The organism is Streptomyces misionensis (assembly GCF_900104815.1).
Classification (GTDB): Bacteria; Actinomycetota; Actinomycetes; order Streptomycetales; family Streptomycetaceae; genus Streptomyces; species Streptomyces misionensis.
The window spans coordinates 7,232,639-7,259,502 of sequence record NZ_FNTD01000004.1 but is presented as its reverse complement, the minus strand read 5'-3'; the positions used below and the strand labels follow the sequence as shown (position 1 = coordinate 7,259,502).

The following is a 26,864-nucleotide window of genomic DNA, read 5'->3' as shown; positions in this document are numbered from 1 at the left end:
GCGGCGTCAGGGAATATCCCTGAGCCCCGGTTCCGGAGAATTCACGAGGACCGCCACATTGCCCGGCGGCTGCTTTCCCTCGTAGACGATCTGGTGGGCCCGGCCGATGTCCGTGAACGGCAGGGTCAGACTCAGGCAGGGGTCGACGTGGCCCCCCGCGACGAGGTCGATGACGGCCGCCGTCTGCCGGACGTTCGCGGCGTGCGAGCCTTGCAGGCGCTTCTGGAACATCCAGAGGAAGCGCAGGTCGATGGTGCCGTCGTAGCCGCTGGTGCCGGCACAGGTGACGACCATCCCGGCCCGGTCGCAGACATAGACCGAGGTCGGCAGGGTGGCGCGGCCCGGGTGTTCCAGGACGATGCTCGGGGAGCGGCGCTCCCCCAGCGCGTCCCAGCAGGCACGGCCGAATTCGCGGACTCCGGACAGCCATTCCCGGTAGGCGACGGAATCGTCCGGATCAGGCAGCCGGCCCCAGTGGTCGAAATTGTTCCGGTTGATGACTCCCTGGGCTCCCAGACGCTTACAGTAGTCGAATTTGTCGTCGTCCGAAACCACGGCGACGGGAATTCCGCCGAAATATCTGGTGAGCTGGATCGCCATGGAGCCCAGACCGCCGGCGCCGCCCCAGACGAGCACCGGGTCGCCCGGGCGCACGGTGTTCGGGTACCAGCCCGTCAGCATGCGGTAGGAGGTGGACCCGCCGCCGAGGAAGCAGCCCGCCTCCTCCCAGGTCAGGTGCGGGGGCTTGCGGTGGCACTGGTACTCGTCGGCCACGGTGAACTGCGCGAACGAGCCGAAGTTCAGCTCGTAGCCCCAGGCCCGCTGGGAGCGGGAGGCGGTGGGGTCGACGCCGAGCCGGATGTCCGGGGCCGACTCGTCCCAGGCGACGCCGCCGACGATGACGTGGTCGCCCACCCGCAGCTGTTTGACGCCCTCGCCGACGGCCCAGACAACGCCCGCGCCCTCGGAGCCTGCGATGTGGAAGTCGTGCGGGTCACCGGCCCGCTGCCGGTCCGCGATGACGTCGGCGGGGGTGCCGAGCCCGGCCCAGACGCCGTTGTAGTTGATGCCGGCCGCCATCACCATGATGAGCACCTGGCCGCGCCCGACCTCGGGCACCTCGACGGTCTCGACCTGCATCGACCGCTCGGGCGGGCCGTAGCGCTCGCGGCGGATCACCCCGGCGTACATGCGCCGCGGCACCTCGCCCAGCGGGGGCATCTCCCCCAGTTCGTACAACTCCCGGGCCATCAGTCGTCCTTCCGTGTGTCGTCAACCGTCAGACGCGCCGCGATCGCGGTGCCGATCTGCTGGAGCGGGGCGGGCCGCAGCATGTCCTCGTGGCGGCAGTCGACCGCGTGCGCCTCGATCTCGCCGTCCACGTACGGGTGCCAGCGCCGCGCCTTGCCGTCGGCGGCGTCGCCCGCCACGAACAGCAGCAGGTCGCCCCTCAGCCGGCGGGGCCGGTACCGCGACCGCAGTTCGATCCCCGAGCGGTAGGAGTCCACGATCGTGTCCACCCGGTCGGCCAGCAGCGCGGCGAGCGGTCCGCCGCGGCCGCGCAGCAGTGCCGCGCCCTCCTGCGGGGTCAGTTCGGTGCCGTCCGGTCCGGGGGCGACCCCGGCCGCGTCGAGCAGGCCCGCCAGCACCTGCGCGGCCGGGGGCACCACGATCCGCTCGTCCGGCGCGGCGGGGTAGGAGTCGAGGACCGCCACCAGGGCGACCTCCTCGCCGGCCGCCTCCAGCAGCACGGCGGCCGCGTGCGCGATCAGCCCGCCGAAGGACCAGCCGACCAGGTGGTAGGGGCCGGACGGCTGCACGCCGCGGATCCGCTCGACGTAGTCGGCGGCCATCTCCTCCACGCTCGCCGGGCGGTGGCCCGGCTCCGTGAAGGCGCGGGCCTGCAGTCCGTAGACCGGGTGGCCGGGCGGCAGATGCCGCAGCAGGCCCGCATACCGCCAGCTCAGACCGCCCGCGGCGTGGACGCAGAACACCGGGGGCAGCGCGCCGTTGCGGCGCAGCGGCACCAGTACGTCCAGCCCGTTGTCGGCGTCCGGGCCGCCGCCCTCCCCGGCCGCGGCGACGAGTCCGGCGACCGTGGGGGCCAGGAACAGGGCCTGGATGCCGAGTTCGGTGCCGAGGACCTTGCGCAGCCGGCTGACCAGCCCGGCGGCGAGCAGCGAATTGCCGCCCAGGGAGAAGAAGTTGTCGTCGATGCCGACCTCGGGGACGCCGAGGGTCTCCGCGAACAGCGCGCAGACCAGTTCCTCCTGCGGGGTGCGCGGCCCCCTGGAAGAGGCGGCCGCGGCGGCCGGGGCGGGCAGCGCCGAGCGGTCCACCTTGCCGTTCGCGGTGAGCGGCAGGGCATCCAGGAGCACCAGGGCGGAGGGCACGAGGTAGTCCGGGAGCGTGGCGGCGAGCAGGCCGCGCATCTCCTGGACGTCGGGCCGCGGGTGCCCGGGGGCCGGTACCGCGTAGCCCACGAGCCGCTTGTCGCCGGGCCGGTCCTCCCGGATCAAGGAGAGGGCGTGGGCCACGCCGGGCAGCCGCAGCAGCGCCGCGTCGACCTCGCTCAGCTCGATCCGGAAGCCGCGCAGCTTCACCTGGTCGTCCACCCGTCCGGCGAACTCCAGGGCGCCGTCGGGGAGTCGGCGGGCGAGGTCGCCGGTGCGGTACATCCGGGAGCCGGCCGGTCCGAACGGGTCGGCGACGAAGGCGGCGGCGGTGGTGCCGGGGGCGTTCTCGTAGCCGCGGGCCAGCCCCGAGCCCGCCAGGTACAGCTCGCCGACGACGCCGGGGGCCACGGGCTCCAGCCAGGGCGACAGGACGTAGGCGGTGTGGCCCGCGAGGGGGACGCCGATCGGCACGTTGTCCGGGACGGCGTCGCCCGCCCGCAGCATGTTGTGCACGGCGAACACGGTGGCCTCGGTGGGGCCGTACCCGTTGGTGACCCGGGTGCCGGGGCAGGCCGCCAGCACCTTGCGCACGGCCTCGGCCGGGACCACGTCACCGCCGGTGCGCACCTCGCGCAGCCCCGCGAAGCAGCCGGGCTCCTCCTCGGCCAGCCAGCGGAACAGGCCCGCCGACAGCCACAGTCCGGTGACGCGCTCGGCCACCAGCAGCCGGGCCATGGCCTTGAGGTCCACCTCGCCGGGCGGGGCGACGACCACCGTGCCGTGGTTGAGCAGGGGCACCCACAGTTCCAGCGTGGAGGCGTCCCAGGCGTGCGGCGAGTGGAACAGCACCCGCTCCTGGCTGCCGTCGGCCCAGCAGGGCTCGGCCGCCAGCTCGACCACGTCGCGGTGGGTCACCGCGACGCCCTTGGGCAGTCCGGTGGAGCCCGAGGTGAACATGACGTACGCCAGCCGGTCCGGCTGCACGGCCACGTCGGGCGCCGTGGGCTCCTGCCGGGCCAGACGCGGGTCGCTGTCCACGGCCACGGTCCGCCAGGCCTGCCCCGGGCGTGCCGGCCAGCCGGCGGCCCGCGCCGCGTCGGTGAGCAGCACGGTGGCGCCCGCGAGTTCGAGGACGGTCCGCTGCCGCTGCTCGGGGTGGGCGGGGTCCAGCGGCACGTACACCGCGCCGGCCTTCAGCACGGCCAGGAAGGCCACGGCCAGTTCGAAGGACCGGTCGAAGTACAGGCCCACCCGGTCCTCGGGGCGCACCCCGAGGCCGAGCAGCAGCCGGGCCAGCCGGTTGGCCCGTTCGTCCAGTTCCCGCCAGGTCAGCCGCTCGTCCCCGAGGCGCAGTGCCACGGCGTCCGGGGTGCGGGCGGCGAGGTCCGCGATCCGGCCGTGCACCGTGCCCCGGACCGGCGCGCCGTCCGGGAAGGCGGCGGGCAGCGCCGTCCGCGGCCCGGCGTCCGCCGGTCGCCGGGCCGGGGCCACGCGGGCCAGCGGCCGGTCCGGGTCGGCGACGACCGACTCCAGGGTGTGGATCAGGCGTTCGAGCAGTTCGGGGCCGAGCGGGCCGCCGAGCCGGTCGGGCTGGTGGTCGAGGCGCAGGCGCAGTCCCCGGTCGCGCAGCGACGCGACGAGGACCAGCGGGTAGTGCGCCGCGTCCCGGCCGTGCACCGCCGTGGCCCGCAGCCGGGAGCCGGAGTCCCCGGTCTGCTCGGGCAGCGGGTAGTTCTCGTACACGAAGGCCGTGTCGAACAGCGTGCGGTGGCCGGCGATCCGCTGGAGGTCCGCCAGGCCCAGGTGCTGGTGGCCCTGGAGGGCGGCCTGTTCGTCCTGGACCCGGGCGAGGGCGGCGCGCCAGCCCTGCGCGGGGTCGAGCCGCACCCGCACCGGCAGGGTGTTGATGAACAGGCCGATCATGTGCTCCGCGCCCGGCAGCTCCGGGGGCCGCCCGGAGACGGTGGTCCCGAACAGGACGTCGTCGCGGCCGAGGTGCCGGCCCAGCACCAGTGCCCAGGCGGTCTGGAGCACCGTGTTCAGGGTGACGCCGGCGCGTCCCGCGTGCCGCCGCAGCGCCGTGGTGAGGCCGGGCGGCAGCTCCCGCACGGTCTGTTCCGGCAGGGCCGGTGCGGCCGGCGCCCGGCCCGGGGCCAGCAGGGTGGGTTCCGTCACCCCGGCGAGCGCCTCCCGCCAGACCGTCTCGCTCGCCTCGCGGTCCTGCTCGGCCAGCCAGGAGACGTAGGAGCGGAACGGGGCGGGGGCGGGCAGCGCCGAGGTGTCGCCGCCGTTCTCGTACAGGGTCACCAGTTCGCGCAGGAAGAGCGGCATGGACCAGCCGTCGAGCAGGATGTGGTGCTGGGTGACGACGAGCCGGTGCCGCTGCCCGCCCAGGCGCAGCAGCAGGAACCGGACCAGCGGGGGCCGGTCCAGGTCGAAGCGCCGCAGCCGGGCCGCCTCGGTGAGCGCGGTCAGACGCTCCTGCCGGGCGCCGTCGGGCAGCGCGGACAGGTCGGCCTCCTCCCACGGCAGCCGTACGGCGCGCGGGACGATCTGGACCGGCTGTCCGGCGCCCCGGTGGTGGAAGCCCGCCCGCAGGTTGGGGTGGCGCTCCAGCAGGGCCTGGCCGGCGCCGCGCAGGGCCTCGGCGTCCAGCGGGCCCGCCAGGTCGAGGACGGTCTGGACGGTGTACACGTCGGTGCCGGCGTCGGCCTGCAGCGCGTGGAAGAACAGCCCTTCCTGGAGCGGGGTCAGCGCGTACGCGTCCTCCAGGCCCTGCTCGCTCGCCGCCAGTTCGTCGATCTCGGGCTGGGTCAGCCCCGACGACGGCAGGTCGCCCGGGGTGAGCGCGGTGCCCGGACCGTCGTCGCCGGGGTCGGCCAGGGCGCGCAGCGCCTCGAACCACAGGTCCGCGAGTTCCCGCACGGCGCCGCGGTCGAGGAGGCCGCCGGGCCAGGAGTACGTCACGTGCAGGCGTGGTCCGTCGGCCTCTTCCCGGGTGACCGCGTTCATCTCCAGGCTGTGCCCGAAGGGCATGCCGGGGTCGGTGGGCAGCAGCGGGACCCGCAGCCCCGCGGCGCTCGACCAGCCCGAACCGGTGTCGCCGGCGCCGAGTTCACCGGCGCCCGCGCCCACCCGGCCCAGGTAGTTGAAGCAGATCTGCGGGGTGGCCCGGCCGGCCAGCGCGGCGGCCGTGTCGGCGTTGAGGTGGCGCAGCAGGCCGTAGCCGAGGCCGTTGTCGGGCAGGGCGCGCAGCTGCTCCTTGATCCGGCCGAGGGCGACGGCGGTCGCGGCACCCCCGCCGAACGCGTCGTCCAGGTCGACCGGTCCGGGGTCGAGCCGTACCGGGAAGCGGGTGGTGAACCAGCCGACGGTCCGGGACAGGTCGACGGTCGGGTCGAACTCCTCCCGGCCGTGCCCCTCCAGTTCGACCAGGAGCGCCCCCGGGCCGTCCTGGGCCCGGCGCTCGCGCCACCGGGCGGCGGCCAGAGCCAGGCCGGTGAGCAGCACGTCGTTGATCCCCGCTCGGTGGCGGGCGGGGACGGCGGTGAGCAGGGCGGTGGTCAGGTCCGCCGGGAGCGTCGCGGTCAGGTGCTCCGCGGTCGCCCAGGTGTCGGCCTCGGGGTCGAGCGGGCGGGCGCCGAGCGGCGGGTCGGCCTGCTCGGTCTGGGCGCGCCAGAGCGGCAGTTCGGCGATGCGGGCGGGGTTCTGCGCCTCCATGACGAGGGCCTGGGCCCAGCGGCGGAAGGAGGTGCCGACCGGCGCGGGGGCCGGCTCGCGGCCCGCGCGCAGCGCCTGCCAGGCACCGACCAGGTCGGGCAGCAGGATCCGCCAGGACACGCCGTCCACCACGAGGTGGTGGCAGACGACCAGCAGGAGTCCCTGCTGCTCCGGTCCGGCGTCGAACCAGACGACCTGGAGCATCACGCCGCCTCGCGGGTCGAGGCGGCGCCTGGCCGCCTCGCCGTGCTCGGCGACGAACTCCCGGACCGTGTCCTCGGACCCCTCCACGAGCCGGACGCGGGTGACGCGGTCGGCCGCGGCCACGCTGCCGCGCGGGCCGGTCTCCAGGTTCCAGGGCAGCCCCAGGTCGGCGCCGGTCAGCCGGGAGCGCAGCACGTCGTGGTGGTCCAGTACGGACTGGACGGCACCGGTCAGGGTCTCCAGGCCGAGGCCGCCGGGCACGCGCAGCAGCACCGACTGGTTGAACCCCTCGTAGGGGCCGCCCAGTTGGTGCAGCCAGCGCAGCACCGGGGTGCCGGGGACGGCTCCCACGCCGTCCTCCGGCACGGCCGCGGGCGCGGGCTCCTGCGGCCGGATCGCCGATGCCAGCTCCGCGACCGTCTGGTGGCGGAAGATGTCGCGGGGGGTGAGCGGCAGACCGGCCTGGCGGGCGCGGCTGGACACCTGGATGGCGTTGATGCTGTCGCCGCCCAGGTCGAAGAAGTTGGCGTCGGCGGCGACCTCGGCCGCGCCGAGCCCGAGCACCTCGGCCACGATCCGGCACAGCGTCGCCTCGGCCGTCCGGTCCCGCTCCTCGGCCGGCCGTGGCGCGGGTGCGCTCCGCTCGCCGGGCACGGGCGGCTCGCCGGCCACGGGCTCCGGCCGCGCGCGGCCGCCGGTGTCCGGGACGTCCAGTTCCCCGATCCGCCGGTCCGGGTCGGCGATCATGGCCCGCAGCACCGCGACGAACCCGCCGGCCATCGACTCGACGGTCTCCCGGTCGAACAGCTCGGTGGCGTAGGCCGCCGTCGCGGTGATCCCGGCCGGGGTGCCGTCCGGGGCGAACCGTTCGGCGAGCAGCAGCGAGAGGTCGTACTTGGCGTGGCCGGCGCCCTCCGCGGCGGGCTCGGTCACCTCGGCGCCGGACAGGCCGGGCAGCCGTACGTCGGCCCGGGTGACGTTGTCGAGGGACAGCATCACCTGGAACAGCGGGTGGTGGTCGGCCGAGCGGTGCCGGCTGACCGCGTCCACGACGCGCTCGAAGGGGACGTCCTGGTGGGCGTAGGCGTCGAGGTCGGTCTCCCGGACGCGCTCCAGCAGTTCGCGGACGGTGGGGTCGCCGGAGGTGTCGGTGCGCAGCACGAGCATGTTGACGAAGAAGCCCACCAGGTCGTCCAGGGCCTCGTCGCGGCGCCCGGCGACCGGGGTGCCGACCGGGATGTCGGTGCCGGCGCCCAGCCGGGTCAGCAGGGCGGCCAGGGCCGCGTGCAGCACCATGAAGACGGTGGTGCCGCCGGCGCGGGCCAGGGCGAGCAGACCGCGGTGCGTCTCGGTGTCCAGCGTGAACGGCACCCGGCCGCCCCGCTGTCCGGTCTCCGGCGCCCGCGGGCGGTCCGTGGGCAGGGCGAGCCGGTCGGGCAGGCCGGCCAGGGTGGTGCGCCAGTGGTCGAGTTGCCGGGAGAGGGTGCTGTCCGGGTCGGACTCGTCGCCGAGCACCTCGCGCTGCCAGAGGGTGTAGTCGGCGTACTGGACGGGCAGCGGGGTCCACTGCGGGGCCGTGCCCGCGCCGCGGGCGGTGTAGGCCGTCGACAGGTCCCGCACGAGGGGCCGCATCGACCAGGCGTCGCCCGCGATGTGGTGCAGCACCAGGACGAGCACGTGGTCTTCGGGAGCGATCGTCAGCAGCCGTGCGTGCAGCGGCGGTTCGGTGTCCAGCGCGAAGCCGGTGCGGGTGGCCTCGGCCACGGCCCGCTCGATCCCGTCCTCGGCGCACGGGGTGACGTGCAGGCGGATCCGCGCGTCGGCCGGGTCGAGGACCGACTGGCGGGGGCGGCCGTCCGTGGCGGGGAAGACGGTGCGCAGGCTCTCGTGGCGGGCCACGAGGTCCTGGAGCGCGGCCTGGAGCGCGCGCACGTCGAGGGCGCCGCGGAGCCTGCCGACCAGCGGGATGTTGTACGTCCCCGCCGCCACTCCCAGCTGGTCCAGGGCCCACAGCCGGCGTTGCGCGAAGGACAGCGGGATCTCGGCCGGCCGTTCCCGGGCGGTCAGCGCCACCGGGGCGGGCGTGTGCCCGCCGTCGAGGCGCGCGGCCAGCTGGGCGACGGTCGGGGTCTCGAACAGCGCCCGGAGCGGGAGTTCCGCGCCCAGGGCGGCGCGCACCCGGGAGACCAGCCGGGTGGCCAGCAGCGAGTGCCCGCCGAGTTCGAAGAAGCTGTCGTCGGGCCCGGCCGCGTCCACTCCGAGGACCTCGGCGAACAGCCGGCACAGCACGGCTTCCCGTGCCGTGCGCGGCTCGCGGCGCACGCGCGGGGCGAGGCCGGGGGCGGGCAGCGCCTTGCGGTCGGTCTTGCCGCTGGGGGTCAGGGGCAGGGCGTCCAGGACGACCACCGCGGAGGGCACCATGTAGTCGGGCAGCGCCTCGGCCAGCCGGCGGCGCACCGCCCGGGGGTCCACGGTCTCGCCCGGCACCGGGACGACGTAGCCGACCAGCCGGTGGTGGCCGGGGGTGTCCTCCCGTACGGTCGCCACCGCGCGGGCGACATCGGGCGCCTGGGCCAGCGCCGCCTCGACCTCGCCCAGTTCGATGCGGAAGCCGCGCAGCTTCACCTGGTCGTCGGCCCGGCCCAGGTACTCCAGCTCGCCCGCGCCGTTCCAGCGCGCCAGGTCGCCGGTGCGGTACATGCGGCTGCCCGCGGGACCGTACGGGTCGGCGACGAAGCGGGCGGCGGTGAGGGGCGCGCGTCCCAGGTAGCCGGTGGCCAGCTGGACGCCGGAGAGGTACAGCTCGCCGGCGACGCCGGCCGGGCAGGGCCGCAGCCCGGCGTCCAGGACGTGGGCGCGGGTGTTCCACACGGGCCTGCCGATGGGGACGGGACCGGTCGCGTCCGGTGCACAGGCGTGGTGGGTGACGTCGACGGCGGCCTCGGTCGGCCCGTACAGGTTGTGCAGCGCGGCGCCGGGCAGGGCGCGGTGGAACCGGCCGGCGGTCTCCCGGGACAGCGCCTCCCCGCTGCAGAAGACGTACTTCAGGGTGGTCGGCCGGTCCGTCGCGGGCGACTCGGTGAGGAAGATGTCCAGCATCGACGGCACGAAGTGGCAGACGGTGACGCGCGCCTCGTGGATCAGCCGGGCCAGGTAGACCGGGTCCCGGTGGCCGCCGGGCTCGGCCAGCACCAGCGTGGCACCCTCCCGCAGCGTCCAGAAGAACTCCCAGACGGAGACGTCGAAGCTGAACGGGGTCTTCTGCAGCACCCGGTCGCCGGGGCCGATCGGGTAGGTGTGCTGCATCCAGCGCAGCCGGTTGTCGATCGCCTCGTGGGGGACGACGACGCCCTTGGGCAGGCCGGTCGAGCCGGAGGTGTAGATGATGTAGGCGGTGTCGCGCGCGGTCGCCGAGCGGGGCGGGTCGAGCGGGGACCAGGGGGTCAGGTCCAGGGTGCCGAGTTCGACGGTGGGCGCGTCGGTGTCCGCCGGCCGGCCGTGGTCGGTGAGCACGCAGCCGGGTGCCGCGTCCCGCAGCATGTGGGCGAGCCGGTTCGCCGGGTAGTCCGAGTCGAGCGGCAGGTAGGCCCCGCCGGCCTTGAGGACGGCGAGCAGGGCGACCACCAGGTCCGGCGAGCGGGGCAGCGCGACCGCGACGACGGTGCCCGGGCCCACTCCCCGGTCGATGAGGTGGTGGGCGAGCCGGTTGGCGCGGGCGTTCAGCTGCGCGTACGTCATCTCCTGGTCGCCGAGGACGAGCGCGGTGGCCCCCGGGGTACGTGCGGCCTGCTCCTCGAAGGGCTGGACCAGTGTGGTCACCGGGACCGGGACGGCCGTGGCGTTCCACTCGCGCAGGAGGGTGTCCCGCTCGGCGGCGGCCAGGATCTCGAAGGCGCCGATCCGCCGGTCGGGTTCGGCGACCGCCTGTCGCAGCAGCCGCTCCAGGCGGGCGACGATCGCCTCCACGGTCCGGTGGTCGAAGAGGTCGGCGGCGTACTCGGCGATGCCTTCGAGGCCCTCGCCGTCCTGCCGCTCCCCCAGTGCCAGGGAGAGGTCGAACTTCGCCCAGCCGGCCTCGCTCTCCTCGGCCCGCACCGACAGACCGGGCAGCTCGAACGGGGCGGCGGCGGTGTTCTGCACGGTCAGGGCCACCTGGAAGAGCGGATGGCGGGTCAGCGACCGCTCCGGGTTGAGCGCCTCGACCAGCCGCTCGAACGGCAGCTCCTGGTTGGCGTAGGCCGCGAGGTCGGTCTCCCGTGCCCGCGCCAGCAGTTCCCGGAACGTGGGATCGCCCGAGGTGTCGGTGCGCAGCACCAGGGTGTTGAGGAAGAAGCCGACCATGTCGTCCAGGGCGTCGTCGGTGCGGCCCGCGATGGGGGCGCCGATCGGGATGTCGGTGCCGGCGCCGAGCCGGGTGAGGACGGCTGCGAGACCGGCCTGGACCACCATGAACAGGCTGCTGCCGGTGGCGGTGGCCAGGTCCAGCAGCCGGCGGTGCAGGTCCGCGTCGAAGGAGAAGCGGTGCTTCGCCCCGCGCTGGGCGCCGGTCAGCGGCCTCGGCCGGTCGGCGGGCAGCGCCAGCTCCTCGGGCAGCCCGGCCAACGCCTCGGTCCAGTGGGCGAGTTGGCGGGACATCTCACTGTCCGGGTCGTTCTCGTCGCCCAGCAGCTCGCGCTGCCACAGCGCGTAGTCGGCGTACTGCACCGGCAGCGGCGCCCACTGCGGCGCTCCGCCCGCGCGGCGCGCGGTGTAGGCCGCCGCGAGGTCCGCGGCCAGCGGGCGCAGGGACCAGGCGTCACCCGCGATGTGGTGCAGCACGAGGACCAGCACGTGCTCGTCGTCTCCGGTCGCCAGGAGCGCGGCCCGCAGCGGGATCTCCTCGGTCAGGTCGAAGCCGCGGCCGGTGAACTCGGCGATCCACGCCCGGGCCCCTGCCTCGTCCGCCGCGGTGGCCCGGGTCAGGGTGACCGGCTGGGGTGCGCGCACGGCCTGGCGGGGCTCGCCGTCGCTGGCGGGGAAGACGGTGCGCAGGCTTTCGTGGCGGGACACCACGTCACCGAGCGCCTCCTCAAGCGCGGCCACGTCCAGCTCGCCGCGCAGCCTCAGCACCATGGGGATGTTGTAGAGCGGGCTGGCCGCGTCCAGTTGGTTGACGAACCACAGGCGGCGCTGCGCGAAGGACAGCGGGACCGCCTCGGGCCGGACGGCGGGGGCCGGTGCCCGGCGGGCGGTCCCGGCCCGGCCGAGGCGCTCGGCTAGTCCGGCGACGGTGGGGTTCTCGAACAGGGCGCGGATGCCGAGTTCGGCGGAGAGTACCGAGCGGACCCGGCTGAGCAGCCGGGTGGCGAGCAGCGAGTGGCCGCCCAGCTCGAAGAAGTTGTCGTCGATCCCGACCCGGGAAACGCCGAGCACCTGCGCGAACAGGGCGCACAGGACGGCCTCCTGCGGGGTGCGGGGTTCGCGGCCGCGCGGGGGCGCGGTGTACCGCGGTGCGGGCAGGGCCGCGCGGTCGGTCTTCCCGTTCGGCGTGAGCGGCACCGACTCCAGCACCACGACGGCCGACGGCACCATGTACTCCGGCAGCACCTGCGCCACCCGCGCCCGGACCGCCTTCACATCCAGCGCCACACCCGCGTCCGCCACCACATAACCGACCAGCCGACGATCCCCCGCACCCTCCTCACGCACCGCCGCCACCGCACGCACCACACCCGGCACGCCGGCCAACGCCGACTCCACCTCACCCAACTCGATCCGGTACCCCCGCACCTTCACCTGGTCATCCACACGCCCCACGAACTCCAGCACACCCGCATCCGACCAGCGCACCAGATCACCCGTGCGATACATCCGCCCACCAGCCACACCGAACGGATCCGCCACGAACCGCCGCGCCGTCAGACCCGACCGGCCCAGATAACCCCGCGCCAGCCCCTCACCCGCGATGTACAACTCACCCGCCACACCCGGCGGCACCAACCGCAACCGGCCGTCCAGCACATACACCCGCGTGTTGCGCAGCGGCCGGCCGATGGGGACGGCTCCGTGCGGCAGGTCCTCGCCGGGTCCGACACGGTGCTGGACGGCGCTCACCGTGGTCTCGGTGGGGCCGTAGACGTTGAACAGGGTGGTGTCCGGGCGGCGCCAGGGCGTGACGGCGGACGAGGTGAGGGCCTCGCCGGCCACGAGCAGTTCCCCGGCCGTGGTGCCGTCCGCCGGCATGCCGAGGTGGCTGGGCGTCACCTTGAGCAGGTCGAAGCGCCGGCCGGCGTCGTTCGGCGGGAAATCGGTCAGCCGCAGGTGGCCGCCCACGGTGAGCGGCACGTGCAGCGAGGTCACGGTGGTGTCGAAGGAGACCGAGGAGTGCAGCGGGACCTCGCCGCGCACGCCCTGGTAGTCCTCGGCGGCGCCCGCGACGTAGTCGGCGAGGCCGGCGTGCCGTACGACGACGCCCTTCGGGGTGCCGGTGGATCCCGAGGTGTGGATCACATAGGCGGGGTGCTCGGGAAGCAGCGCGGCGGTGCGGTCGCAGTCGGCCGGGTCGGTGTGGTCGTGCCGGTCGAGTTCCGCCACCGTGGCGGCGTCGTCCAGGGCGAGCACGGGGTGCCCGAGGTCCTGCGGCAGGGCGCTCCCGGCGGTGACGAGCACCAGGGCCGGCGCGGCGTCGGCCAGCATGTGGGCGATGCGGTCGGCGGGGTACGCGGTGTCGACGGGCAGATACGCCGCGCCGGACTTCAGCGCCGCGAGGACCGCGACGACCAGCTCCGGGGAGCGCGGCACGGCGACGGCCACGATCGTCTCGGGGCCGATGCGCCGGGCGGCCAGCAGCCGGGCCAGCCGGTTGGCGCGCTCGTTCAGTTCCCGGTACGACAGCGTCGCATCGCCGTCGGACACGGCGGGCGCGTTTGGGGTGCTTCTCACCTGCGCCTCGATCATCGCCGGCACCAGCAGTGCCGGAAGCTCACGCGCCGGGCCGTGCCAGGCGGACAGCATCCGCTCGCGCTCGGCCGGGGTGAGGATCTCCAGGTCGGCCACCCGGCGGTCGGCGTCCGCCGTCACGGTCCGCAGCACCGTGACGAACCGGTCCACCATGGACTGGACGGTCGTCCTCTCGAAGAGGTCCGTGGCGAACTCGGCCAGCGCGTCCAGGCCGGCCGGTGAACCGTCGGCGGCGAGGCGCTCGTTGAGGCCGAGGGAGAGGTCGAACCGGGACACTCCGGCGCCGCCGGGCTCGGCCCGGGCCGTCAGTCCGGGCAGGTCCAGGACGGGCCGCGGGGTGTTCTGGAGCGACAGCATGACCTGGAAGAGCGGGTGGCGGCCGAGCGAGCGGGGCGGGTTGACGGCCTCCACGATGCGCTCGAACGGCACGTCCTGGTGGGCGTAGGCGGCCAGGTCGGTCTCCCGGACCCGGCCCAGCAGTTCCCGGAAGGTGGGATTGCCCGAGGTGTCGGTGCGCAGCACCAGATCGTTGACGAAGAAGCCGACCAGTTCCTCCATCGCGTCGTCGGTGCGGCCCGCGACGGGGGTACCGATCGGGATGTCGGTGCCCGCGCCCAGCCGGGTCAGCAGGGTGGCCAGCGCCGCCTGGAGGACCATGAACAGGCTGGTGCCGGACTCCCGGGCGACGGCGAGCAGCCGCCGGTGCAGTCCGGCGTCGATCTCGAAGCGGATGCGCTCGCCCCGGTGCGAGGCGGCGTCCGGGCGCGGCCGGTCGGCGGGCAGCGCCAGCTCCTCGGGCAGCCCGGCCAACGCCTCGGTCCAGTGGGCGAGTTGGCGGGACATCTCGCTGTCCGGGTCGTTCTCGTCGCCCAGCAGTTCGCGCTGCCACAGCGCGTAGTCGGCGTACTGCACCGGCAGCGGCGCCCACTGCGGCGCCCCGCCCGCGCGGCGCGCGGTGTAGGCCGCCGCGAGGTCCGCGGCCAGCGGCCGCAGGGACCAGGCGTCACCCGCGATGTGGTGCAGCACCAGCACCAGCACGTGTTCCCGCTCCCCCACGGTGAGCAGGGCCGCGCGCAGCGGGATCTCCTCGGTCAGGTCGAAGCCGCGGCGCACGGTGCCGGCGATCCAGTCGGCGACGTCGGTCCCGTCCGTCGCGGTGGCCAGGGCGAGGGCGACCGGCTGGGGTGCGCGCACGGCCTGGCGGGGCTCGCCGTCGCCGGCGGGGAAGACGGTGCGCAGGCTTTCGTGGCGGGACACCACGTCACCGAGCGCCTCCTCAAGCGCGGCCACGTCCAGCTCGCCGTCCAGCCGCAGGGCCAGGGAGATGTTGTAGAGCGGGCTCGTCGTGTCGAGCTGGTTGACGAACCACTGGCGCCGCTGCGCGAAGGACAACGGCACGGTCTCCGGGCGTGGTCGCGGCACCAGCGCGGTGCGCGCGGCGGCGCCGCCGTCCAGACGGCGGCCCAGGCCCGCCACGGTCGGCGTCTCGAACAGCGCGCGGATCGGCAGCTCCACGCCGAGCACGGAGCGCACCCGCGAGACCAGCCGGGTGGCGAGCAGCGAGTGGCCGCCCAGCTCGAAGAACCCGTCGTCGATCCCGACCCGGGAAACGCCCAGCACCTCGGCGAACAGGGCGCACAGGAGGTCCTCCTGCGCCGTCCGCGGCGCGCGCCGCTCGCTCTCCACGGCGACCGGTGCGGGCAGGGCCGCGCGGTCGGTCTTCCCGTTCGGCGTCAGCGGCACCGACTCCAGCACCACGACGGCCGACGGCACCATGTACTCCGGCAGCACCTGCGCCACCCGCGCCCGGACCGCCTTCACATCCAGCGCCACACCCGCGTCCGCCACCACATAACCGACCAGCCGACGATCCCCCGCACCCTCCTCACGCACCGCCGCCACCGCACGCACCACACCCGGCACGCCGGCCAACGCCGACTCCACCTCACCCAACTCGATCCGGTACCCCCGCACCTTCACCTGGTCATCCACACGCCCCACGAACTCCAGCACACCCGCATCCGACCAGCGCACCAGATCACCCGTGCGATACATCCGCCCACCAGCCACACCGAACGGATCCGCCACGAACCGCCGCGCCGTCAGACCCGACCGGCCCAGATAACCCCGCGCCAGCCCCTCACCCGCGATGTACAACTCACCCGCCACACCCGGCGGCACCAACCGCAACCGGCCGTCCAGCACATACACCCGCGTGTTGGCGATCGGGGCGCCGATCGGGGCGCGTCCGTCGCCCGCCAGCAGGGCGCTGGTGGACCAGATGGTGGTCTCCGTCGGGCCGTACATGTTCCACACCGCCGCGCCCGCGCCGGCCAGCGCGGACGCGAGGGCGCCGTCCAGCGCCTCGCCGCCGACGAGGATCCGCAGGCCCTCGGCCGCGGCCGGGTCGGCCTCCAGAAGCGCGCGCCACAGTCCGGGCGTGGCCTGGAGGACCGAGACGCCCTGCGCGCGGATCAGCCGGCCCAGCCGGGCCGGGTCGCGCACCGCGTCACGGTCGGCGACGACCACCGTGGCCCCCGACACCAGCGGCAGGAACACCTCCAGCAGGGAGATGTCGAACCCGAACGTCGTCACGGCCAGCCACCGGTCGCCCTCGGTCAGGGCGATCTGCGAGCCCATCGACCACAGGAAGTTGCGCAGCGCGCCGTGCGGCACCATCACGCCCTTGGGGCGGCCCGTGGAGCCGGAGGTGTACAGGACGTAGGCGAGGTCGTCGGGCGTCACCTCGCGCACGGCCGACAGTCCGGCGGCCGGTCCCATGTCGTCGAGGAGGGCCACCGGCGCGGCGAGGTCCGAAGGGAGCGCGTCGGCGCCCGCGCGCGTCGCCAGCACGACCGCCGGGGCCGCGTCGGACAGGATGTGCGCGATCCGGTCGGCCGGGAAGTCGAGGTCCAGCGGCAGGAAGGCGCCGCCCGCGAGCGTCACGCCGAGCATGGCCACCACGGCGTCCGCCGAGCGCGGCACCGCCAGCGCGACCACCGAGCCGCGGTCCACGCCGCGCCCGGTCAGCTCGTTCGCCACCCCGGCCGCGCGCGCCCAGAGCCGCGCGTAGGACAGCGACTCGTCCCCGCAGACCACGGCCGTGGCGTCGGGGGTCGTCGCCGCCCGCTGCGCGAACCAGGCCGGCAGCGGGCTCGCCGGTACCTCGGCGCCGGTCGCGTTCCATCCGCCGAGCAGCCGCTCGCGCTCGGCGTCCTCCAGTACGTCGATGGCGCCCACCGGCCGGTCCGGGTCGAGGACGGCGGTGGCCAGCACCCGCTCCCAGCGGCTCAGGACGCGTTCCGCCGCCGCGCGGTCGAACAGGTCCGGGCGGTAGTCGAGGCGCGCGTGCACACCGGCCGCCGTGCGGGAGACGACCAGGGTCAGCGGGTAGTGGGTGGCGTCCCGTCCCCTGGCGCCGGTCAGGCGCAGCCCGGAGGCGGAGCGGGCACCGGCGGCGGACGGGTCCACCGGGTAGTTCTCCACGAGGACGGTGGTGTCGAAGAGTTCGCCGAGGCCCGCGGCCGACTGGATCTCCGCGAGACCGAGGTGCTGGTGCGGGCCCAGGTCGGACTGCTCGTTCTGCACCCGGGCGAGCGCCTTGGACCAGGGCTCCTCGGCGTCGAGGACGACGCGCACGGGCACGGTGTTGATGAACAGGCCGACCATGGTCTCGATCCCGGGCACCTCGGCCGGGCGGCCGGAGACGGTCGTGCCGAAGACCACGTCGTCGCGCCCGGTCAGCCGGCCGAGGACGACCGCCCAGGCGAGCTGGGTGACCGTGTTCAGGGTCACCGATCCGGCCGCGGCCAGCTCGGCGAGGCCGTCGCCCAGCTCGGCCGGGAGCAGCAGCTCGATCCGCTCCGGCAGCAGGGCCGCGGGCCGCGCGTCGGCCGGGGCGAGCCGGGTGGCCTCCGTTACGCCGGACAGCGCGCGCCGCCAGGCGTCCCGGGAGGCGTCGCGGTCCTGCGCGGCCAGCCACCGGAGGTAGTCGCGGTACGGCATGACCGGCGCGAGCGCGCCCTCGCCGTGCTCGTACGCGGTGAACAGTTCGCGCAGCAGGACCGGCATGGACCAGCCGTCGAGCAGGATGTGGTGGTTGGTGACGACCAGCCGGTGCAGGTCCGGTTCGCGGCGGATCAGCAGGCCCCGGATCAGCGGCGGCTGGGCCGGGTCGAAGCGTTCGGCGCGCTCCCGGTCGGCGAGCCGGGCCAGTTCGGCCTCGCGGTCGGCGGGGGCGAGGGCCGTCAGGTCGGCCTCGCGCCAGGGCAGCGTGGTGTGCCGGGGGAGGAACTGCACCGGCTTGCCGGAGCGCACGGACCGGAAACCGGCCCGGAGGTTGGCGTGCCGCCGCAGCAGGCCGGCCATGGCCTCCTTGAGGCGTTCGGCGTCGAGCGGTCCTTCGAGGTCGACGGCGAGCTGCACGGCGTAGACGTCGGGGCCTTCCCCGTCGTCGAGGAGGGAGTGGAAGAACAGGCCTTCCTGCAAGGGGGACAGGGGCAGGACGCCCTCGAGTCCGGACGGCTTCGGCGCCGGTCGCCCGTTTCGTGTCACGTCAGGTCCTCCAGGTCGGCTTCGAGCTCGTCGATCTCGTCCTGGCCGAGGTCCACCAGGAAGAGGTCGGATGTCGTTCGGTCCTCGGCGCCGCCCGGGGCGGCGCGGTGCGCGGCGGCGTACCGCGCGAGGGCGTCCAGGGCCTCGAACCACAGGCCGGTCAGCGCCCCGATGTCCGGCTCCTCGAAGAGGCCTCCGGGCCAGGTCCAGGTCACGCTCAGCTCCGGTCCGCCGGGCCGGTCGTGGGTGACCGCGTTGACCTCCAGGCAGTGCGCGAACGGCAGCCGGGGGTCGGCCGGGGCGATCCGGACGTCCTCGGGTGCGGCGCCCCAGTCGGCGGGGTCGCCGGTCCCGGCGCGGACGCGGCCCAGGTAGTTGAAGCCGATCTGCGGCTGCGCCCCGGCGGCGAGGATGCCGGAGGTGGCGGGGTTGAGGTGGCGCAGCAGGCCGTAGCCGACGCCCTTGCCGGGAATCGCGCGCAGCTGGTCCTGGACGCGGCGCAGCGCGGTGCCGGCGGCCGGTGCGCCGTCGCGGATCTCGTGCCACTTGACGCCCGGGTCCAGGCGCAGCGGGTGCATGGCGGTGAACCAGCCGACCGTGCGGGAGAGTTCGGCGTCGCCGCCGTCGCCGCGGCCGTGGCCCTCCAGGTTCAGCAGGACCGGTCCGCCGCCGCCCGCGCCGCGCCCGCGGGTGCGCCGCCACTCGGCGACGGCGAGCGCGAACGCGGTGAGCAGGATCTCGTCGGGTCCGGCCCCGGTGGCGGCGGGCACGGTGGTCAGCAGTTCGTCCGTGCGCCCGGCCGGCAGGGTGGCGGTGTGCCGCCGGACGGTGGCCCGGGTGTCCACGGCGGGGTCGAGCGGCCGGCTGGCGAGCGGCGCGTCGGCCTCGGCGGTCATCCGCTCCCACAGCGGGAGTTCGGCCTCGGTGGCGGCGGTGACCGCCTGGGCGGCCAGCCGGTCGGCCCAGGTGCGGAAGGAGGTGCGGACCGGTTCGAGGGTGACCGGGCGGCCCGCCTCGGCGGCGGCCCAGCCGTTCATCAGGTCGGGCACCAGGACCCGCCAGGACACGCCGTCGACCACGAGGTGGTGCGCGAGGATCAGCAGCCGGCCCGGGCGGTCGGCGCCCGCGTCGCACCACACCAGCCGGAGCATCACCCCGTCGTCCGGGGCCAGTTCGCGCCGGGCCGTCTCGGCCTGCTCGGTCAGCAGGTCCGTGAGGGCGCCGTCCGGTACGTCGGTGATGTCGACCCGGCGTACGGCGTCGGCGGCGACGGCCTTGCCGGCCGGCGGGACGTGCAGCCGCCACGCGCCGGGGCCGGTCCGGTCGAGGCGGGCCCGCAGCAGGTCGTGACCGTCGAGGACCGCCTGCACGGCGGTGAGCAGCGCCGCCTCGCCCAGGCCCGGCGGGGTGCGCAGGGCGACGGACTGGTTGAAGCCCTCGACGGGGCCGCCGAGTCCGCGCAGCCACTCCATGATCGGGGTGGCCGTGACGGTGCCGGTGCCGTCGTCCGGGGCGGTGTCGCCGTCCGCGTCGGCGGCGCTCGCCACGACGGCGAGGGCCTCGACGGTCTGGCACTGGAAGACGTCGCGGGGGGTCAGTTGCAGACCCGCCTGGCGGGCCCGGCTGACCAGCTGGATGGAGACGATGCTGTCGCCGCCCATGGCGAAGAAGTTGTCGTCGATGGCGACGTCGGTCACCCCGAGCAGATCGGCGAAGAGCGCGCAGAGCAGCTGTTCCCGCTCGTTGCGCGGGGCGCGGCCGCCGCCGCCCGCGTAGTCGGGCGCGGGCAGCGCCCGGCGGTCCAGCTTCCCGGTGCCGGTCAGCGGCAGCGCGTCGAGCGGGACGAAGGCGGCGGGGACCATGTAGTCCGGCAGGCGTTCGGCGACGTGGGCGCGCAGCGCCTCGGGGTCGGCCCCGGCGCCGGGCACGGGCACGACGTAGGCGACCAGGCGGCGGTCCCCCGGCCGGTCCTCGCGCACCACGACCACGGTCTGGGCGGTGTCCGGGTGGGCCGCGACCGCGGACTCGACCTCGCCCAGCTCGATCCGGAAGCCGCGCACCTTCACCTGGGTGTCGGCGCGCCCGGCGAACTCCAGCGTGCCGTCCGCGCGCCACCGGGCCCGGTCGCCGGTGCGGTACATCCGGGAGGCCGCGGGTCCGAAGGGGTCGGCGACGAAGCGTTCCGCGGTCGTCGCGGGCCGGCCGTGGTAGCCGCGGGCCAGGCCCTCGCCCGCGATGTACAGCTCGCCGGTGACCCCGTCCGGGACCGGCCGCATGCGCTCGTCCAGGACGTAGACGCGGGTGTTGTCCATCGGGCGGCCGATCGGGAAGGAGTTGCGGGCGACGTCGCCCGCGCCGATGGCGTGGTGGACCGCGCACAGCGTCGTCTCGGTGGGGCCGTAGCTGTTGGTCAGCCGCAGGCCGGGGGCCTGCTCCAGGACCTTGCGGACCGCGGCCGCCGAGGCGGTGTCGCCGCCGACGTAGACGTCCCGCAGGTCGCGGAAGGCCTCCGGGTGGTTCTCGGCGAGCAGCCGGAAGACGCCCTCGCTGAACAGGCCGACGGTGACCCGGTGCCGGGTCATGGTGGCGGCCAGGGCGGCGATGTCGGTGGCGTCGGCGTTCGAGGCGACGATCCGCGCGCCCGCGAGCAGCGGGCCCCACAGCTCGTACGTCGAGGCGTCGAAGGAGGGCGGCGAGTGCATCAGCACCCGGTCGTCCGGGCCGTGGCCCCAGTAGCCGTCGCGGACCAGGCCGACGACGCCGCGGTGGGTGACCGCGACCCCCTTGGGCTCGCCCGTGGAGCCGGAGGTGTACATGATGTACGCCAGCTGGTCGGGGTGCGGGAGCGTCCAGGTGTGGTCCGGCCGCTCGGCGGGCCCGGCCCATTCCCCGTCCACGAGGACGACGGCGGCCGGTCCCTGCGGCACCCGCTCGGCGGTGGTGCGGTCGGCGAGGACGACGACCGTGCCGGTGTCCTCCAGGACGCGCCGCGTGCGGGCCTCGGGGCTGCGGGTGTCCAGCGGTACGTAGACGGCTCCGGCCTTGGCGACGGCGAGGGTCGCCGGCACGTGGTGGGCGCGGTCGGCGAGCAGCAGGGCCACCCGGTCCTCGGGGCGTACGCCCCGGTCGAGCAGGGCCAGCGCGAGCCGGTCGGAGCGCTCGTCCAGTTCGGCGTAGGTCAGTTCCACCGCGCCGCTCACCAGGGCGACGGCGTCGGGGGTGCGGGCCGCCCGGTGCCGGAACAGTTCGGGCAGCGATGCCTCCGGGCGCGCCACGGCCGTGTCGTTGCGGGTCACCAGGAGTTCGTCCAGTTCGGTGCCGGACAGCACGGGGAGCCGGCTGATCGGGAAGTCCGCGTCGGTCGCGGCGGCCGTCAGCAGGCGTTCCAGGCGGGCCGCGACGGCCTCGGCGGTGGACCGGTCGAACAGGTCGACGGCGTACTCCAGTTGTCCGAGTATCCCGTCCGCCTCGCCGGCCTCGGTGTGCCGCTCCCACAGGCTGACGGAGAGGTCGAACTTGGCGACGGGGGCGTCCGCGCCCTCGGCACTCGCCCGCAGTCCGGGCAGCTCGATCTCGGGGCGGTCGGTGTTGTGCAGGATGAGCATGATCTGGAAGAGCGGGTGCCGGGCGAGCGAGCGCACCGGGTTCAGCTCCTCCACCAGCCGCTCGAAGGGCAGCTCCTGGTGGGTGTAGGCGGCCAGGTCCGTCTCCCGCACCCGGGCGAGCAGTTCCCGGAAGGTGGGGTCGCCCGAGGTGTCGGTGCGCAGCACCAGGGTGTTGACGAAGAACCCGACGAGGTCGTCCAGGGCGGCGTCGGTGCGGCCCGCGATGGGGGTGCCGATCGGGACGTCGGTGCCGGCGCCGAGCCGGGTCAGCAGGGCGGCGAGTCCGGCCTGCAGCACCATGAAGACGCTGACGCCGTTGGCCCTGGCCAGCGCGGCGAGACCGGCGTGCGCCCGCGCGCTCAGCTCCAGCGGCACACGGTCGCCGCGGTAGGTGGCCACCTCGGGCCGCGGCCGGTCGGCGGGCAGGTCCAGTTCCTCGGGCAGCCCGTCCAGGGCCGCCTTCCAGTGGTCGAGCTGCTCGGTCAGCCGGCTGTCCGGGTCGTTCTCGTCGCCCATGACCGTGCGCTGCCACAGGGTGTAGTCGGCGTACTGGACGGGCAGCGGCCGCCAGTCGGGCGCGGCGGCGCCGCGGCGGGCCGTGTACGCCTCGGACAGGTCGCGCAGCAGCGGGCCGAGCGACCAGCCGTCGGCGGCGATGTGGTGCATCACCAGGACCAGAACGGCCTCGTCGGTGGTGCCGGCCGGGGTGAGCAGCCGGGCCCGCAGCGGGGGCTGGCAGGTCAGGTCGAAGCCGCGCAGCACGGTCTCGCTGACGGCGGCCTCCAGGGCGTCGGCGGCGACCTCGCTCTCCTCCAGGGCGGGGGCGCCCTCGACCGGGCCGAGGACGTGCTGGCCGGCCACGCCGCCGGTCTCGGGGAAGACCGTGCGCAGGCTCTCGTGGCGGTCCGCGACGTCGCGCATCGCGGCGCGCAGTGCGGCCCGGTCGAGGTCGCCGGTCAGGCGCAGCACGAGCGGGATGTTATAGGTGGCGTTGGGGCCTTCGAGCCGGTTGAGGAACCACAGCCGGGTCTGGGCGTAGGACAGCGGGACGCGCTCGCCGCGCTCGGCCGGGACCAGCGCGGGGCGGTCGTCGCCGGCGGTGGCGAGCCGGGCGGCGACGCCGGCGACCGTCGGGGCGTCGAAGAGCGCCTTGACGCCCACCCGGGCGCCCAGGGTGCCGGCGATCCGGCTGAGCAGGCGCATCGCGAGCAGCGAGTGGCCGCCCAGCTCGAAGAAGTCGTCGTCCACGCCCACGCGTTCGACGCCGAGCACATCGGCGAACAGCCCGCAGAGGATCTCCTCCTCCGGGGTGCGGGCGGCCCGGGCCGGCGCGGCGCTCGCGGGGGTTTCCGGGGCGGGCAGGGCGGCACGGTCGACCTTGCCGTTGGCCGTCAGCGGGAGTTCGTCCAGGACGACCACGGCGGTGGGGGTCAGGTACTCCGGCAGCGTCCGCGCCACATGGGCGCGCACCTCGTCGGCCGCGACGCTCTCGCCGGGGGCGGGGACGACGTAGGCCGTGAGCCGCTTGTCGTCGCGCCGGTCCTCGCGGACCACGGCCAGCGCCTGGCGCACGCCCGGCGCGGTCAGCAGGGCGGCCTCCACCTCGCCGAGTTCGATCCGGAAGCCGCGCACCTTGACCTGGTGGTCGACGCGGCCCACGTACTCCAGGACCCCGGCGGAGTTCCAGCGGACGCGGTCGCCGGTGCGGTACATCCGGGTGCCGGGCGGCCCGTAGGGGTCGGCCACGAAGCGCTCGGCGGTTCCGCCGGGCCGTCCGAGGTAGCCGCGGGCGAGGCCGGTGCCGGCGAGGTACAGCTCGCCCACGACGCCGTCGGGCACCGGCTGGAGGGCCGCGTCCAGGACGTACACCCGGGTGTTCCACATGGGGCGGCCGAGCGGGACGGGTCCGGCCGCCGGCGTGGTGCCGGCCGCGACCCGGTGGTCGAGGACGCCGACGGTGGCCTCGGTGGGGCCGTAGTGGTTGACCACGGTGGCTCGCGGGTGCCGGGCGCGCCAGGCGGTGAGCTGTTCGGCGTGCAGGGCCTCGCCGCCGGTCATCAGCTCGGCGTCCGGCGCGCAGGCGTCGGGCAGGGTGTCCAGGAGGGGCAGGTGGCTGGGGGTGACCTTGAGGAAGGTCAGTCCGCCGGGCACGTCCAGGTGTTCGTCCAGGTCGGCGACGTACAGGCAGCCGCCGGCCAGCAGGGTGCCGTAGAGGGTGGTCAGGCCGAGGTCGAAGGAGAGCGGCGAGTGCAGCAGGGTGCGTCCGGCGAGGCCGGGGTACTCGGCGGCGCAGCGCACCACGTAGTCCACGAGGGCGCGTTGGTCCACGACGACGCCCTTGGGGGTGCCGGTGGAGCCGGAGGTGTAGACGACGTAGGCGGCGTCGCCCGGCCCGACGGGCGCGCCGCGGTCGGTGTCGCCGGGGTCGGTGTCCGGGCGGGCGGCCAGTTCGGCGGTCACCTCGGGGTCGTCGAGGACCAGCAGCCGGGCCGGCTGGTCGGCCAGATGCGGGGCCCCGCGCAGGGTTTCGGCGGTGGTCAGCAGCAGGCCGGGGCGGGCGTCGGCCAGGAGCTGGGTGACGCGTTCGCCGGGGTGCTCGGGGTCCAGCGGGAGGTAGGCCGCGCCGGACTTGCCGACGGCGAGCATCGCCTCGACGGCCGTCGCGGACCGGGGCAGGGCGAGCGCGATCAGGGTGGTGGGGTCGGCGCCGCGCGCCAGCAGCAGGTGGGCGAGCCGGTTGGCGCGGGCGTTGAGCTGCGCGTAGTCGAGCTCGACCGGGCCGTGGACGAGGGCCGGGGCGTGGGGGGTGCGGGCGGCCTGGGCCTCGAAGAGCTGGGCGAGGGTGGCGTCGGGGGTGGCGTGCCCGGTGTCGTTGCGGGTGACCAGCAGGTCGTGGCGTTCGGTGCCGTCCAGCACGGCGAGGCGGCTGACCGGCCGGTCGGGGTGGGCGAGGGCGGATTCGAGGAGCCGGACGAACCGGGTGGCGAGGGCCTCCACGGTGGAGCGGTCGAACAGGTCGGCCGAGTAGCCGGCTGCCGCCTCGACGCCCTGGGGGCGGCCCTGCTCGTCGTAGCGTTCGGCGACGCTGAACAGCAGGTCGAACTTGGCCATGTCCGGGTCGAGTCGGGCGACCTCGGCGCGCAGCCCGGGGAAGTCGAGCAGCGGGCGGTCCAGGTTCTGCAGGACCAGCTTGATCTGGAACAGCGGGTGGCGGCCCAGCGAGCGGCGCGGGTTGACCGCCTCCACCAGTCGTTCGAACGGCAGGTCCTGGTGGGCGAAGGCGGCGATGTCGGTGGCGCGGGTGCGGGCCAGGAGTTCGCCGAAGGTCGGGTCGCCGCCGGTGTCGGTGCGCAGGACGAGCGAGTTGACGAAGAACCCGACCAGGTCGTCCAGGGATTCGTCGGTGCGGCCCACCACGGAGCCGCCGATGGGGAGGTCGGTGCCGGCGCCGAGCCGGGTCAGCAGGGCCGCGAGGGCGGCGTGCAGCACCATGAAGGTGGTCGCCCCGTGGGCGCGGGCCAGGCGCAGCAGCGCGTCGTGGGTCTCGGGGCCGAGGGCGAAGGGGACGAGTCCGCCCCGGCCGCTGGGCAGCGCGGGCCGCGGCCGGTCCGCGGGCAGCGCCAGCTCCTCGGGGAGATCGGCCAATGTCCGCTTCCAATAGGCGACCTGACGTGCTATCAGGCTGGCCGGGTCGGTCTCCTCGCCGAGCCGTTCGCGCTGCCACAGGGCGTGGTCGGCGTACTGCACCGGCAGCGGTGTCCAGTCGGGTGCCCGGCCGTCGAGGGCCGCGGCGTACGCCTGGCTGAGGTCGCGGGCCAGCGGCGCGGTGGACCAGCCGTCGCCGGCGATGTGGTGGACGACGACGACCAGGACGTGGGTCCGCGGGTCGAGCACCAGCAGCCGGGCGCGCAGCGGCGTCTGGCGGGTGAGGTCGAAGCCGCGCCCGGCCGCCTCGGCGATCAGCGCGTCCGTGTCCCGGCCGGCGGCGTCCACCACGTCCAGTGCGGGGCGGGCCGCGCCGGGGTCGCGGACGACCTGCCGGGGCACGCCGTCGGCCTCGGGGAAGACGGTGCGCAGGATCTCGTGCCGCTCCGCCACCCGGGCCAGCGCCGTCTCGAGCGCGGGGATGTCGAGGGGGCCGGAGAGCCGCAGCACCAGCGGGATGTTGTAGGTGCCGTCGGCCGGGTCCATCCGGTTGAGGAACCACAGGCCGCGCTGGGCGTACGACAGCGGCAGCACCTCGGGCCGCTCCCGGCGTGCGGTCAGGCCCCGGGCCGGCCCCGCGGCGGTGAGCCGGGCGGCCAGGCCCGCGACGGTGGGCGTCTCGAACAGGGCGGCCACGTCCAGGTCCACGGCGAGGACGGCGCGGACGCGGGCCACGACCCGGGTGGCCAGCAGGGAGTGGCCGCCCAGCATGAAGAAGTCGTCGTCGGCGCCGACCCGGTCGAGGCCCAGCAGCTCCGCGAAGATGCCGCAGAGCAGTTCCTCCTCGGGGGTGCGGGGCGCGCGGCTGTCCGTGGGCGCGAAGTCCGGGACGGGCAGGGCCTTGCGGTCGATCTTGCCGTTCGGGGTGAGCGGCAGCGCGGGCAGCGGCACGAGCACGGCGGGGACCAGGTGTTCGGGCAGCGCGGCGGCCAGCGCCTCCCGGACGCCGCGGACGTCCTCGGTGCCGACGAGGTAGCCGACGAGCTGGTGGTGTCCGCCGGGCCCGGGGACCACGGCGGCCACGGCGTCGCTCACCCCGGGCCGGGCGCGCAGATGGGCCTCGACCTCGCCCAGTTCGATGCGCTGGCCGCGGATCTTCACCTGGGCGTCGCGGCGCCCGATGAACTCCAGCTGTCCGTCCGGGCGGTGGCGGACCCGGTCCCCGGTGCGGTACATGAGGCCGCCGTCGGCGGCGAACGGGTCGGGCACGAACGCGGCCGCCGTGCGGCCGGGGTCGCCCAGGTAGCCGCGGCCGACGCCGACGCCCGCCACGTACAGGTCGCCGGCGGTGCCGGGCGGGACCGGCGCGAGTTCGTCACCGAGGACGTACAGCCGGGTGTTCCGGATGGGCCGGCCGATCGGGGCGGTGATCCGGTCCTCGTCCAGGTCGTCCGGTGTGATGACGGCGTGGGTGACGTCGTCGGAGCACTCGGTGGGGCCGTACGCGTTCATCATGGCGATGCCGGGGAAGCGCGCGAACCAGCGCCGGCACAGTTCCGTCGGCAGTTCCTCGCCGGTGACGACCAGCCAGCGCAGGGCGGGCAGCTCGGGCACCTCGGCGCCCTCGTCCCAGGTGTCCAGCGCCGCGCGCAGCAGGGACGGCACGACCTCCAGGACGCCGACCCGCTCGTGGGCGACCAGCCGGAACAGGCCCTCGGGGTCGGCGGCGAGCAGCTGTCCCACGGCGCGGACGCGGCCGCCGGTGAGCAGCGGGGCGATCATCTGCCAGACCGAGACGTCG

Annotated in this window: 3 protein-coding genes; all 3 read right to left on the bottom strand. The window is 75.3% G+C overall.

What is annotated here, in order from left to right:
• Positions 1-6: 6 nt before the first annotated feature.
• The 3 genes from ccrA to BLW85_RS34145 are packed head-to-tail and all read right to left on the bottom strand — an operon-like array spanning position 7 to position 26,845.
• Positions 7-1,251, bottom strand: a complete 1,245-nt coding sequence (gene ccrA / locus BLW85_RS34155) for a crotonyl-CoA carboxylase/reductase (RefSeq protein ID WP_074995099.1) — start codon at positions 1,249-1,251, stop codon at positions 7-9.
• Positions 1,251-17,813: a non-ribosomal peptide synthetase gene (locus BLW85_RS34150; protein WP_074995096.1), complete on the bottom strand. Its 16,563-nt coding sequence runs from the start codon at positions 17,811-17,813 to the stop codon at positions 1,251-1,253. The genes ccrA and BLW85_RS34150 overlap by 1 nt, the downstream gene beginning before the upstream one ends.
• On the bottom strand, positions 17,810-26,845 hold the full coding sequence (locus BLW85_RS34145) for a non-ribosomal peptide synthetase (RefSeq protein ID WP_079172513.1): 9,036 nt from the start codon (positions 26,843-26,845) through the stop codon (positions 17,810-17,812). Before BLW85_RS34145 ends, BLW85_RS34150 begins: the two co-directional genes overlap by 4 nt.
• Positions 26,846-26,864 lie beyond the last annotated feature (19 nt).